The 12,070-nt window shown below is 44.8% G+C and carries 13 protein-coding genes and 1 pseudogene; 7 read left to right on the forward strand and 7 right to left on the reverse strand.

Annotation, left to right across the window (positions count from 1 at the left end):
- Positions 1-151: zinc ribbon domain-containing protein (locus E7X56_RS08745; RefSeq protein WP_167879496.1), on the forward strand; the 151-nt coding region annotated here is incomplete at its 5' end.
- A 117-nt stretch (positions 152-268) separates the two neighbouring features.
- Positions 269-757, forward strand: coding sequence for a hypothetical protein (locus E7X56_RS08750; RefSeq protein ID WP_135606397.1), 489 nt, complete (start codon positions 269-271; stop codon positions 755-757).
- 151 nt (positions 758-908) lie between these two features.
- Here the strand turns inward: E7X56_RS08750 and E7X56_RS08755 are convergent, their stop codons facing one another.
- Positions 909-1,976, reverse strand: coding sequence for a formate--phosphoribosylaminoimidazolecarboxamide ligase (locus E7X56_RS08755; RefSeq protein WP_135606398.1), 1,068 nt, complete (start codon positions 1,974-1,976; stop codon positions 909-911).
- 190 nt (positions 1,977-2,166) lie between these two features.
- Here E7X56_RS08755 and truA point away from each other — a divergent pair, with 190 nt between their 5' ends.
- Together truA and E7X56_RS08765 are read left to right on the forward strand one after the other, a co-directional pair.
- Positions 2,167-2,994 carry a tRNA pseudouridine(38-40) synthase TruA gene (gene truA, locus E7X56_RS08760; protein WP_135606399.1) on the forward strand — a complete coding sequence of 276 codons (828 nt, stop codon included), beginning with the start codon at positions 2,167-2,169 and terminating at the stop codon, positions 2,992-2,994.
- The gene (locus tag E7X56_RS08765; protein ID WP_135606400.1) at positions 2,991-3,506 is read left to right on the forward strand and encodes a M48 family metallopeptidase; all 516 of its coding nucleotides are present in this window, start codon (positions 2,991-2,993) and stop codon (positions 3,504-3,506) included. The genes truA and E7X56_RS08765 overlap by 4 nt, the downstream gene beginning before the upstream one ends.
- A gap of 64 nt (positions 3,507-3,570) precedes the next feature.
- Here E7X56_RS08765 and E7X56_RS08770 read toward each other — a convergent pair whose 3' ends face one another.
- Genes E7X56_RS08770 through E7X56_RS08790 form a run of 5 tightly spaced genes read right to left on the reverse strand, consistent with a single transcriptional unit; the run spans position 3,571 to position 7,734 of the window.
- Positions 3,571-4,611, reverse strand: a complete 1,041-nt coding sequence (locus E7X56_RS08770; protein ID WP_135606401.1) for a TRM11 family methyltransferase — start codon at positions 4,609-4,611, stop codon at positions 3,571-3,573.
- An 18-nt stretch (positions 4,612-4,629) separates the two neighbouring features.
- Complete coding sequence (locus E7X56_RS08775; protein WP_135606402.1) at positions 4,630-4,917, reverse strand: YunC family protein; 288 nt, start codon at positions 4,915-4,917, stop codon at positions 4,630-4,632.
- Positions 4,918-4,963: 46 nt separating this feature from the next.
- Positions 4,964-5,626, reverse strand: coding sequence for a hypothetical protein (locus E7X56_RS08780; protein ID WP_135606403.1), 663 nt, complete (start codon positions 5,624-5,626; stop codon positions 4,964-4,966).
- Positions 5,623-6,516: a type II methionyl aminopeptidase gene (gene map, locus E7X56_RS08785; protein ID WP_135606404.1), complete on the reverse strand. Its 894-nt coding sequence runs from the start codon at positions 6,514-6,516 to the stop codon at positions 5,623-5,625. The genes E7X56_RS08780 and map overlap by 4 nt, the downstream gene beginning before the upstream one ends.
- A gap of 42 nt (positions 6,517-6,558) precedes the next feature.
- Positions 6,559-7,734 carry a Xaa-Pro peptidase family protein gene (locus tag E7X56_RS08790; protein WP_135606405.1) on the reverse strand — a complete coding sequence of 392 codons (1,176 nt, stop codon included), beginning with the start codon at positions 7,732-7,734 and terminating at the stop codon, positions 6,559-6,561.
- A 162-nt stretch (positions 7,735-7,896) separates the two neighbouring features.
- Here E7X56_RS08790 and E7X56_RS08795 point away from each other — a divergent pair, with 162 nt between their 5' ends.
- Positions 7,897-8,292 (forward strand): hypothetical protein, encoded by a 396-nt coding sequence (locus E7X56_RS08795; RefSeq protein WP_135606406.1) that lies wholly within the window; start codon positions 7,897-7,899, stop codon positions 8,290-8,292.
- A 299-nt stretch (positions 8,293-8,591) separates the two neighbouring features.
- Here the strand turns inward: E7X56_RS08795 and E7X56_RS08800 are convergent, their stop codons facing one another.
- Entirely contained in the window at positions 8,592-9,713 is a 1,122-nt protein-coding gene (locus E7X56_RS08800) for a glycosyltransferase (RefSeq protein ID WP_135606407.1), read from the reverse strand.
- A 303-nt stretch (positions 9,714-10,016) separates the two neighbouring features.
- Here E7X56_RS08800 and E7X56_RS08805 point away from each other — a divergent pair.
- Positions 10,017-11,090 (forward strand): annotated as a pseudogene (locus E7X56_RS08805) (DegT/DnrJ/EryC1/StrS family aminotransferase).
- A 5-nt stretch (positions 11,091-11,095) separates the two neighbouring features.
- Complete coding sequence (locus E7X56_RS08810; protein WP_210409263.1) at positions 11,096-12,028, forward strand: UDP-N-acetylglucosamine 3-dehydrogenase; 933 nt, start codon at positions 11,096-11,098, stop codon at positions 12,026-12,028.
- The last annotated feature ends 42 nt before the right edge of the window (positions 12,029-12,070 follow it).

A 12,070-nucleotide genomic window follows, 5' to 3' on the forward strand; every position in this document is an offset into this window, starting at 1 on the left:
CAATGTTTGTGGCTATTACAACAAAGAAATAACATTGGCTGATAGAGAATGGATTTGTCCGGATTGTAACACAAATCACGATAGAGACATCAATGCTGCAACCAATATCAAGAAACTTGCACTTGATAAACAAAATCTAATTGGAATTTGAAGCACCGTAGGAACTACGGGAAGAGCCTGTGGACTTGTGAACAGAAGTTCAAAGAATGAAACAGGAAGCCCCGTCCGTAAGGGCGGAGTAGTTCACTGAATTGATAGGAACTGTATCATGAAACTAACCTTTTATCGAAATCTGCTTGTATTGCTGATGGTGTTCCTCTCATTGTCAGCCGCAGGCTGTGAAGATATTGAGAACGGTGTAAATGAGATAGAAGGCTCGATCTCACAGACAATGGAAAATATTGATTTCCTGCGCTGGACCGCGGATTCTGCTGAGGTCCTGCTTGATGATTATGAAGCTATCAAGCTCGCTGCTTCTGAATGGGATGGTGTCATGCTGGAGGAAGGCGGGATAAAGCTCAAAGACGATTCTGAAAGATATCTTGAGGAGCTTGAGGGTTTTTCGTTGTCACCTTCAGTCGAGGGTATTGCTACTGAATATGCAGATTTCCTCCAACGTTCGTATGAATTTGGTGAGTTTGTGGAAACCAATTCTCAGGAAATTGATTTCGAAGCTCTTGAAAAGACCATGGAGCTTATGAACGAGACATCTGAACTGATCAATGAGGTCTCCTATATGGCGGAGCAGGAATCCTGAGTGGGTTCCCAAATCCGTACATCACTGGTAGCAATACGTGGACGGGACGTATCTCACAGATGCTTTGTCAAAAGTAAACGGGGGATTCATAGATTTCCCCTCAATTTCAAAAAGAGTGACGATTGTTAAAAATGAGGGACATGAAACCCACTCATGACACTATCATTTCAAGTTTGCCCAATTTCGCTGCAAGCTTGATCTCCTGGGAGATCCTCTTTCCTGTGGACAGGTCCGGCTCAATGAGGTCGGAATATGGTGATCCTGAAGTGTAGATGTTCGTACCGGCGACGATACGTGCAGATATCTCAAAGACCTTGATCTCAAGTTTATCTGTGAACACGGTTTCAAGACAGAAAGGTCCTATCATGCCACCAAAGAGGTCAAGGGACTCTTCAACGACCTTCTCTCCAAGGGAGAATATGTGGGGCAGGAGTGATTCCCTTGCAACAAGTGGAACGTTTCCGGTAACTACATAGGTAGGGAGAATGCCTGCATCTTCAAGTTCACGCGGGGAGCCGAGCCTGAATATCTCATCAGCATTGGCTTCAACCCTGCGGTCCATGCTTAGCATCTCAAGTATGCCATTGCTCAATTTGTAGCCTTCCTCCCGTATTGGGGAATAGAAGAAGTGAAGGTAATATCTGGTGCCGACAATGAATTCCTGGATCGTGAACTTCTCGTTTGGGTCGATATTCTGCTTGAATTCTTCATAGTTCTTTGCAACAAAGAATCCTCTGCCACCCTTTGCTCCATGATATTTCACCATGACAGGGCCATCTATCTTTTCCGGGTCGACCACTTTTGGCATGTGTATCCCAGCACCTTCGAGCCATTCCCTTTCCTTGTCCCTGTCGGATTCCCATTCAAGGACCGCGCGGTTGCCAAAGGATGGGACCGGAAGCTCTGCGAAGTTCTTAGCACCCATGTATTCTACAAAAGAACCGTGAGGTATTATGATCGCATTCTTTTCGACAAGTTCCTGTGCTATCTTTGGAATGTCGGAATAGCTCTCAACAACGATATATTCGTCAGGTTTTGCTTTTGGGAAAGCATCATAAAAACGCGGAGGCTGGCCTACACAAATCCCTATTGTCTTCAATCCCTCTTTACGGGCTCCATCAAAGATCTGGAGGCTTGAGTGTGAGCAGACGGTTGCAATAGCAAGATCATCTAGATCGTACTTGCTTATTATCTCAGAGATCTGTTGTTTTGATATCATAGTTTCGCCTCAAAAATTTAAGTTAGATTGTATTATCTTGTATTTAAGTTTGTGGCATGAAATAAGGATCGATCACTTTTCATAAAGAAATACAAAATATATTCCCAATGTTATTCTATGTACTCGAATGTGTGTGGAATTATGGTAATCATATTATAGATAGAGGTCTATATGTGGCATCAGTGATTCAATGAGAGTTGCACTCAAAATTGCATATGTCGGATCAAACTACCATGGATCTCAGGTCCAGGCCCAGGTTCCAACCATAGAGGGTGAGCTTTTCAAAGCATTGAAAGAGCTGGAGATCATAAAAGATCCAGGGTCAGCTAATTTTATCAGTTCAGGACGCACAGACGCCGGAGTCCATGCCATGGGGCAGGTAATTGCCTTTGACACTGACGTGCCCAATCTGGCGATCCCCCGTGTGATCAATTCAAAGCTCCCGGGAACCATCTGGGCATGGGCACATTCGCTTGTTCCCGATAATTTCGATCCTCGCAGGCATGCTGTAAGTCGAAGCTACCGTTACATCATGTGCGGGGAGCAATATGACATCTCAAAGATCCGGTCTGCTTCAAAGCTTCTGATCGGAAGTCATGATTTTGCTAATTTCTGCACGACCGATGCAGGGAGGGGCACTGTCAGGAATGTTGAACGTATAGATGTCAGGGTCAGTGGCAACCTTACGCGCATTGATGTTGAGGCGAACAGTTTCCTGTGGAACATGGTCCGCAAGATAGTAACTGCATTAATGATGGTGGGAAGCGGAGTTCGTGACGAGGAATGGCTGGAACAGATGCTTGATCCCGATTCCTACGAGGAAGGGCTGGAATCAGCACATGCATACGGCCTTGTTTTCATGGATGTACACTATCCAATACCCATTGAGTGGATAGAGGACGGTTATGCCATACGCCGGGCGCATGAGCGTGTCCATGATCATCTTGTACGTTACAGGGTCATGGCCGATGTACTGGAGCATCTTCTTCCAATAGTTCCGCCTTCAGATGAGCTATGAACGCAGACCATCACATCGGTATCAATGGTATTGATATCCCTTACAATCTTAGCCATCGCAAGGTGAAACGAGCACGACTGGAATTCCGGGCTGGCAGGCTGAACGTCGTTGTCCCCAAAAGCTTTCCGGACCATGAGCAACTTATCCTGAGGCACAGGCTGTGGGTGTACAGGCGTTACACCGATTCACTGGCTACCATTGAGAATGCCGGTTCCAAAAAACTCGTGGACAGGTCCGATGGTGAATTCAGACAACTTGTCCTTTCTTTTTCCAATAAGATGGCCGATGAGCTTGGAGTGATGCCTGATAAAGTGACCTTTCGAAAAATGAGGACTAAATGGGGAAGTTGCAGTTCCGCAGGTCGGCTGAACTTCAACAGGCATTTGATGCACCTGCCTGAAGACCTTGTCGAGTATGTAGTCTTCCACGAAATGGCACATCTTATAGAATTAAGGCACAGCCCTCGGTTCTGGCAGATGATCGATTCCAGGTTCGAGGACCGAAGCCACTAGGATCGTGAGCTTTCAGCTTACTGGTACCTGATACAGGATTCTGTGCAGAAATGAGCCTATTTGGTCATTCGGATTTTTGAAGTACGGTGATCTTCCGTGTCAGGCTCTTGTGCACCCGTTGTAAATACTGCGCTTTAGTGATGAAGCCTGCATTCTTTACGAATTCAGCAATATCTATCTCTGAGACGATTATGGTCGTTCCACCTGGTTTCAGCACTCTGTACATCTCGGCAAAAGATGCCTCGTATAGATGGTGGAGTGATTCTGCCTCGATCCTTGCCGAGCGGCCGTAGGGCGGATCTGCGATGACAGCATCAACCGACGCGTCCACAAGAGGGACCCTGCAGGCATCTCCAAGCATCATTGTGTGGTCGGTATTGAAGTGCTGCAGGTTCATATGTGCGCCTACAGCGATCTTATGGCGAACCTCCAGTCCGATAACTTTAGCATCGACAAGACCTGCTTCCACAAGTATCCCTGCGGTACCACAGAACGGGTCGAACACAATGTCCTTTTCTTTTACCATGGCCATGTTCACAAGTGCACGTGCCACATGGGGTCGGAGCACGCCGGGATAGAAGAATGGCTTTTTGTGGGGAGCCCGTGCTTCATAGGCACTGCGGTCCACAGATGCAATGACGGAACCGAAAACGCATTTTTCGGAAAGGATCAGCCTGAACTCAACATCGGGTTCTTTCAGGTTCGCATTAAATCCTTTCCTGTAGATGGCACCGCCAACACGCCTTTCCATGTCTGCACAGACGATGGTGGAATTATGCTTGATGCGTTTTGCACGCACAACATATTTCTGGTCCTTGTTGATGTGATTGGATACATCGGCTTTTTCGGCGATCTCAAGAATAGTGTCCACATCAGCAGGACAAACCTCAATGACATTCAGGATGTGATGCACCATTGCAACTCGTTCTGCGACGTAATTGAGCTTACGTTCCACTTCCTGTGGGTCGCCTTCAATGTCCACAACAAGGCACTGGTCAAAGTAATCACTCTCTTCATATTCAAGTTCAACAAGGTCAAGGCAGGCAAGAACCTCTGCTCGGGGCAGGTCTTCATGCTCGCCTGACAGTTCAAATGCGTATAACATGGTAGAAACGAGATGTTCTCAGAACATCATTTCAAGTGCTTCATGTCCCTTCATGCCGGCCTTGATGCCAAGGGCCTTTGCGTGGTTTGTAACATCCAGCACTTCGGCGTGCAGCACGTCCTCGAAACTGTTCACGCCTCTGACCTTTGCTGCAACATCGCCTAGCTTATTTGCCATCTCAGTGTCGAGGTAACCGCACATGGCAAACCCCTTGTCAGCCCTTATGACAAGAAGAGGGGCGTTCTGCATCTCGAGCTTCAGTCCAATAGCAGTGCCATTTTCAAGTGGTATCTGTTCTATTATCATGAACAAAAGGAATCTTTCACTTTATATTAATGTTTTCAGGACTTTCTCACTCTGCTGCTTCATCGGCTTCAACTTCAGTTTCGTCCCTGGTAAAATCGATGGTGATCTTCCCTTCCTCTTCAAAGAAACCATTGATGGCTGTCCTGTTGTCCTTTGTATCAATTGTCTTGATCTTGATTCCATCGTATGACAGCAGTTTTGCTCCTTCCGGCAGGGTGATGGTGACCTCTGTTTCCGCTTGGCCTTCAAAGGTCATGCTGTTACCCATGTCAAAGAAGTTCCTGTCAAAACTGTAGGTCACAAAATACATGTTGGTGATGTTGGCTGTCTTGGAAGTGCTTCCCAGGACGTCCAGTGAGATCTCCGCATCCACATCTGTAACATGTATGTCCTCTGAGCTGCTATCAAATGCGACGTCCAGTTCTTCCATAAGTGCTGTTTTGAGCCGGTTCCTTGTAAAGTAATCCACTTTCATGAGCTCCCAGGCACTGACATGGTCATCGTCATTTCCAACCTCGGAATCGATAAAACCTCTGTATGATGTGGCCACCTCTCCGTTGTAGCCTTCGGTATAGTCCCATGACATCCCATCCTCTTCCAGGACAATATTATTGGTCCATGTAAATGCGGATGAGGTGGGTGCAATGGACATTATGCATACAACGGCCAATGCCAGTATCAGTGCGGATCTCATTGTAACAGCTTTCATTTAGTGGTTATCTCACAGCCATCATCGGTAACAATAACGGTGTGTTCTGCCTGGGAGACTAAACCTCCCTCAACTTCCTTGAGCACAGGGTATGATGTGATGATACCTGCTTTCTCAAGCTGCATAAGTGAATAGTCAAGTTTGTCTGAGGTGAGCCACCTTCTTGCGAAAGGGAGTGTCCTGTAAGGTTCGATCTCTTTCAGCACTTTCCTCGCTGCAGGCAAGCGTATTGGCTTGTTACCGACCAGCGAGAAGATCTCCGTCAGTGCTCCGTCAGAGATTATGCCTGCCCCGTCTGTGGCAAAAGGCTCAATGGCAATGATGTCCCCGGTTTCAAGTGTTGCACCGTGGTCGATATGCCTGTTCGGGATACTGGGGGGTGCATGTGCGAGGTATTGTCCGACCCCATGGCCGGTGAGATTGACGATCGGTTTGAACCCATGTTCATGGATCGTGTCTTCAATGACCGCCCCAAGTTCTGCTGTGTTCGCACCACTTCTGACTGTGTCGATGGCTGCATATAATGCAGCCTCTGATGCCTTTACAAGATCCGCATTCTCATTTGTAAGGTCTACTGTAAGGGCAGAATCTGCAATATATCCGTCAATATGAACTCCAAGGTCAAGTTTTACAACATCTTCGCCGAAGACCGTTTTATCTCCTGCAAGGGGTGTTGCATGCGCTGCTTCGTCATTCCTTGATATGTTGCACGGGAAAGCAGGGAAACCTCCAAGTTCGATGGTCCTTTGCTCCACATGATCTGCAACTTCCAGAAGGCTTGCTCCGACCTTGATCTTATCCTTTGCCTCGCTTCTCACTGTTGAGAGGATCTCTCCGGCCTTCCTGTACTTACCGATTATCTCCTCGATTTCCTGAAGTTTATTTTCCATATGTCTGCACCAGCTTTTGGTATATAATTGGTCTTAGTAGACTTAAACTACAAATTCCTTTTCCATTTTTGTTAAATTCTCGAATCCGTCCTCAGTGATCACGACCATGTCCTCAAGGCGTATCCCTCCAAGTTCCGGATAGTAAAGTCCCGGCTCAATGGTGACCACATGCCCTACCTCAACTTCTCCATCCTGCATGGCCACAGAAGGCTGCTCATGGATGTCCAGCCCCACGCCATGCCCGGTGGAATGGATAAATCCCACTTCAGAGTTGTTCCTGATAGTGTCATACCCTCGCTTTTCGAACTCATCACAGACTGCATTATGTACCTCACTATAGAGCGCTCCGGGTTTCAGTACAGCAAAAGCTGCCTCCTGTGCAGCATGGACTGCCTCATACATGTCCTTCAGTTCCTTCGAAGCTTCCCCTTTAAGGACAGTTCTCGTCATGTCTGCAAAGTACCTGCTCCTCTTACTACGCGGGAATATGTCGATGACTATTGGCTGGTTGACTGTAATTTCTCCCTCTCCTTCCCAGTGAGGATTCGATGACTTCAATCCACAGGCCACAATAGTGCTTTCAGCTTCGCATCCATGGTCAAGAAGGGTGTGCTCTATTGCAGCACGGATAGCTTCCGATGTAAGCGCTTCCTCTCCGGAGTATAGGACCCCGTTCTCTACTCTGGCGTCAGCGATCAGCCCGATAGCAGTTTCCATTGCCTTCTCACAGGCATACTGGGATGCCCTGATCTTTTCGATATCTTCTGAAGCCTTCTTTTTCCTCATTTCCTTGAATGGGCTTTTTGCAGGAATCACTGAGAATCCCAATTCTTTCAACGTCTGGGCAGTGAAAAGCGGGAAATCATGTGGCACCATTATGTGCCTTACTCCCTTCTGCTGGAAGAGTGCAGCAAGGCAGTCGCAGTAAGCAAGCTCCCCGTCCTTCCTTTCTTTCAGTTTTTCAAGATAGCCGTATTCCTGCATGGTATGTACATCGGCTACCCGGGATTCCATCCTGGCGCGGTTCAGCTCCATGGTGGAAACAATAAGGATCTCCTGTCCTTGCTTTGTCTGGATATATGAGAAAGGATCTCCTGCAAGAAAATGTGTTGAATAATATATATCTGCATTATTCGAGTTCCCTATCATCAGGAATGCATCACAGTTGTTGTCAGAAAGTGATGAGGTAATGTCAAGTGTATTCTTTTTTTGTTCCATGTAATTGGATTTGTTATTCTACTACATAAGCTTACATGGTAATTCTTTTTTGAGTGATGGTTTTGACATCGCTACCAGCAGACGATGTGAGTCACCGTGTGTACATGGGATGGATTTATGTGGACATTTCATACATAACAATGTACACAGATACTACTGTTTATGCAGCAGGAGTTTTCCACACAGAACTGGTATTCTCTCAGGGAGTTCAATAACTTCCTTTATGATATCAGGTACATTCTGCTATTCTACGTACTCGGTGATTTCATCACAACAGCCCAGGCATTGAGCATTGGTATTGAAGAAAATGGGTTCCTAGCTTTGATCATCGCAGAGTTCGGAGTGTGGGCATTCTTTGTCCTGAAGCTTGCTTTTGTCTTTGTAGTATACTGGTTCTACAAGGACCTCATGTCCTCTTCCGATTCACAGATGTCTGAAATGTGGCCAATGGTCAAGGGTGTCATCACTTTTGTGGGCGTGTTCCTTGTTGTTAACAATCTGATGGTCATCTGGGGTAATTTTGGTATTCTGCAGTTGTTGGGGATTGGGTCGTTGTGATTTGATAGGGATTATCGCTGAATGCTGCAATTTCAATTTTGACATTCACTTTTGCCAGTTTTGTTGCTATTACAAATTTTGGTTTTTACTTCTTCTTCTATTTAGGATTTCATCTCTTGAAATGCATGTACAGTAGAATTAAAAAGAATCTTTGTAGCAAAATCAAAGAATTTAACAAAGGAATTCTGTTACTAATTTGTTTAATGGGAATTCGATTTCAAAGATTTTGTCACCGAGGTTCTAAGGGTCTTTGGAATACTATTAAAAACGAAATTCTTTAAGGACAAATTAGGACATCTTCATATCTTTGTTCTTTCATTAGGTTCCCATATATGCACATCCCTGAGTATGTTGAACATTCCAAGGAAAAGATAGCCCTGATAAATTATGAAAGAGGATACAATATTTGCATGTATCTTCCCTGAAAAGAGCAACAGTGCTATGAATGCAATAAAAACAATTCCATAAAGTAGGTTTATGGAGGCAAAAAGAATGGTCCACAGTATTAATGAGAGGAAAAATGCTGTTGGTACAACAAAGAACATCAAAAACCTGAGTGGATAGACAATTACACCAAACTTTCCGTACTTTGGTGAGAATACATCGCGGTTGAATAGTGTGGCTTCAAGAAGTCTTGTAGCTCTGCGTATCTTCTGCCTGCGTTGTTCACTGAATTCGTGAGGTACAAGCTCATAGAATTTAGCAGTAGACACATACTTACATCGGTATCCATTGCGGATCACTGACATTGCCATGCTGGCATCATCTGCACCTCTGCGTGTATTAAGAAATGATGAGGCTTTTTTCTTGAAAGCTACTACTGCACCATTGAAACAATATGTTGAATGCAAGTTGCTTTCCCATGTACATATCTTCCCATAGATAGAACGGTATGCACCTTCTGATCTTGAGAACAATGTGTCACCATCTGCATAGGTCACAATATCCCCTGAAACAGCACCGATATCGTCACTGCTTAAAAGTGTGCCCATAAGATCTGGGATGGTATTTTCATCAAAAAGACCATCTGAACCGGTTATTACAACGATATCATTTGTGGATTTGCTTATTCCTCGATTTATTGCCTTGTTGACACCGCTACGCTCATGGGTGATAACCTTTCCACAGAGGGAATATCTCTCAAAGGCTCTATTTGCAATCATCTCTGTTTTATCGTTGGATCCATCGTTTGAAACTATAATTTCCATTTTGTTTTTTGGATAGACTTCAGATAAGTTCTTGAGACGGTCTTCAATAACTGCTTCTTCGTTGTAGGCAGGGATCACTATGCTTATCTGGGGAAGTGATTCAACTGATATCGGAGGGGGTGACTTTGAGGTTATGGCTGCAGCTATATAAATAAAATAGACAATGACTGGAATTGAGCTTATCATGAAAGTGAGAGTAGCCATTGAGTTCATGTTTAATCCATGTTTAAGCTAATACATTAAAGATTCTAGTGAATACCAATCTAATATATCCATATAATATTAAAGATTATATATGGACACAAATTTCATGATCATTTGCTAGGAAGACTTGATAAAATAAATATTTTCATTCATTGTTATTGCTTTTGTAACGACAGATGTTTCTAATGGTAACTTACTAGAGGATTTCCAATAGGATTCCAGGAATTGTTTTGGTACTGAAAACACTTTATATTATTCAATTCATATTCCTTTCAACTTAAATCTATAAGCACATTTAAAAAGAGATTCTCCATGATTCACATAGCAAAACCCCAGCTTGGTCAGGAAGAGATAGATGCTGTATCCTCTGTCCTGCGCTCCGGAATGATAGCAGAAGGGCCAAAAGTAGCAGAATTTGAAAATGCCTTTGCTGAGTTTGTCGGTGTCGAACATGCCGTGGCTGTTAACTCGGGTACAGCTGCCCTACATGCTGCACTTCTTGCACATGGAATTGGGAAAGGCGATGAGGTTATCACAAGTTCTTTCAGTTTTATTGCAACAGCAAATTCCATACTTTTTACAGGTGCAAGTCCAGTTTTCGCTGATATCGATCCGGATACTTTCAACATCAATACCGATGATATTCAGGAAAGCATAACTTCGAAGACAAAGGCTATCATGCCAGTACACCTCTATGGCCATCCATCCGAAATGAAGGCAGTAATGGAGATTGCAGAGGACAATGATCTCGCAGTGATCGAGGATGCCTGTCAGGCACACGGTGCTATATATAATGGCAAGAAAGTTGGCTCGTTTGGAACCGGAGCTTTCAGTTTCTATCCCACAAAGAACATGACCACCAGTGAAGGTGGTATAATGACCACAAATGACAAAAAAGTGGCAGAAAAGGCACGGATGATCAGAGCCCACGGTTCAAGACAAAGGTATATGCATGAAACTCTTGGATATAACCTGCGTATGACCGACATCGCGGCAGCTATCGGGCTTGTCCAGCTGAGCAAATTGGATGGTTTCAATGCAAAGAGAAAGGCAAATGCAGCTGTTCTTACAGAAGGACTCTAGGGAATTGATGGGATCACAACACCATCAGTTAGAGCTGGATGTGAACCTGTGTTCCACCAGTACACGATAAGAACAGAAAAGAGGGATGAGCTTGCAGCCTATATGAGAGACAATGATGTGGGCACAGGCATCTATTATCCAATTCCGATCCACAAACAGCCATTGTACAGGGAACTCGGATATGAAGACCACCTGTCTGAATGTGAAAAGGCTTCAGAGGAGGTACTTTCACTTCCAGTCCATCCGGCAGTTGAAGAAAACGACCTGAATAGAATGATCGATATCATAGGAAACTGGAGCTGAGAAAAATGATACGAGTAGGAGTCATAGGTGTGGGTGCCATGGGGCAGCACCATGTCAGGATATATAGCGAAATGGAGAATGTTGACCTTGTTGGTATCTCAGACATAGATGAAGAAAGAGTAAAGGAACTGGCTTCTGATTACAATACAACGCCATTCACGGATTACAAAAAACTGCTTTCAGAGAACCTTGATGCTGTGAGTATAGTCGTGCCAACAAAGCTTCACAAACAGGTTGTTCTGGAAGCAATTGATGCAGGTGCTAATGTCCTTGTAGAAAAACCCATAGCAGATACCACAAAGAATGCAGAGGCTATGATCAAAGCTGCAAAGGATGCAGGAGTCCAGCTGATGGTCGGGCATATCGAGCGTTTCAATCCCGCAGTCATGAAACTCAAGAACATCATCGATTCCGGGTTGCTGGGTAAGATCGTGTCCATATCCACACGAAGGGTAGGGCCATATAATCCCAGGATCAGGGATGTGGGAGTTATACTGGATATCGGGGTACATGATATCGATATAATTTCCTACCTGTACGGTATGAAGGTAAATCAGGTATATGCCGTTGCAGGAGCTGACATTCATCCTTTCGAGGATCATGCTGCCATACACCTTCGTTTCAACCATGCGTTCTCGGGTCTTGTAGAGACCAACTGGCTCACGCCTCACAAGGTCAGGAAACTGACAGCTGTGGGCTTGGAAGGTGTGGCATATCTGGATTATATAGACCAGACCGTTGAGTTGCATGACAGCGAATGGATACGCCAGGCCAAGGTCGAGAAGAGTGAGCCCCTTAAGAACGAGCTGAGCCATTTCATTGACTGTGTCTCAAAAGGAACATGCCCTATAACTTCGGGAGAAGATGGGAAGCATGCCCTTGAGGTCGCATTGACTGCCATAAGCTCATATAAGAATGAAAAGATGATCGAACTCTAATATATCACATCGAATCATTAAGCATCATCAAAAAGATCAAAT

The organism is Methanococcoides sp. NM1 (genome assembly GCF_900774285.1).
In the GTDB taxonomy this organism is placed as follows: domain Archaea; phylum Halobacteriota; class Methanosarcinia; order Methanosarcinales; family Methanosarcinaceae; genus Methanococcoides; species Methanococcoides vulcani.

What these genes read in the sequence shown, in the direction of transcription:
- E7X56_RS08750 (WP_135606397.1), top strand. Translation starts at nt 269, where the DNA reads ATGAAACTAACCTTTTATCGAAATCTGCTTGTATTGCTGATGGTGTTC.
- E7X56_RS08755 (WP_135606398.1), bottom strand. Translation starts at nt 1,976, where the DNA reads ATGATATCAAAACAACAGATCTCTGAGATAATAAGCAAGTACGATCTA.
- truA (WP_135606399.1), top strand. Translation starts at nt 2,167, where the DNA reads ATGAGAGTTGCACTCAAAATTGCATATGTCGGATCAAACTACCATGGA.
- E7X56_RS08765 (WP_135606400.1), top strand. Translation starts at nt 2,991, where the DNA reads ATGAACGCAGACCATCACATCGGTATCAATGGTATTGATATCCCTTAC.
- E7X56_RS08770 (WP_135606401.1), bottom strand. Translation starts at nt 4,611, where the DNA reads ATGTTATACGCATTTGAACTGTCAGGCGAGCATGAAGACCTGCCCCGA.
- E7X56_RS08775 (WP_135606402.1), bottom strand. Translation starts at nt 4,917, where the DNA reads ATGATAATAGAACAGATACCACTTGAAAATGGCACTGCTATTGGACTG.
- E7X56_RS08780 (WP_135606403.1), bottom strand. Translation starts at nt 5,626, where the DNA reads ATGAAAGCTGTTACAATGAGATCCGCACTGATACTGGCATTGGCCGTT.
- map (WP_135606404.1), bottom strand. Translation starts at nt 6,516, where the DNA reads ATGGAAAATAAACTTCAGGAAATCGAGGAGATAATCGGTAAGTACAGG.
- E7X56_RS08790 (WP_135606405.1), bottom strand. Translation starts at nt 7,734, where the DNA reads ATGGAACAAAAAAAGAATACACTTGACATTACCTCATCACTTTCTGAC.
- E7X56_RS08795 (WP_135606406.1), top strand. Translation starts at nt 7,897, where the DNA reads ATGCAGCAGGAGTTTTCCACACAGAACTGGTATTCTCTCAGGGAGTTC.
- E7X56_RS08800 (WP_135606407.1), bottom strand. Translation starts at nt 9,713, where the DNA reads ATGAACTCAATGGCTACTCTCACTTTCATGATAAGCTCAATTCCAGTC.
- E7X56_RS08810 (WP_210409263.1), top strand. Translation starts at nt 11,096, where the DNA reads ATGATACGAGTAGGAGTCATAGGTGTGGGTGCCATGGGGCAGCACCAT.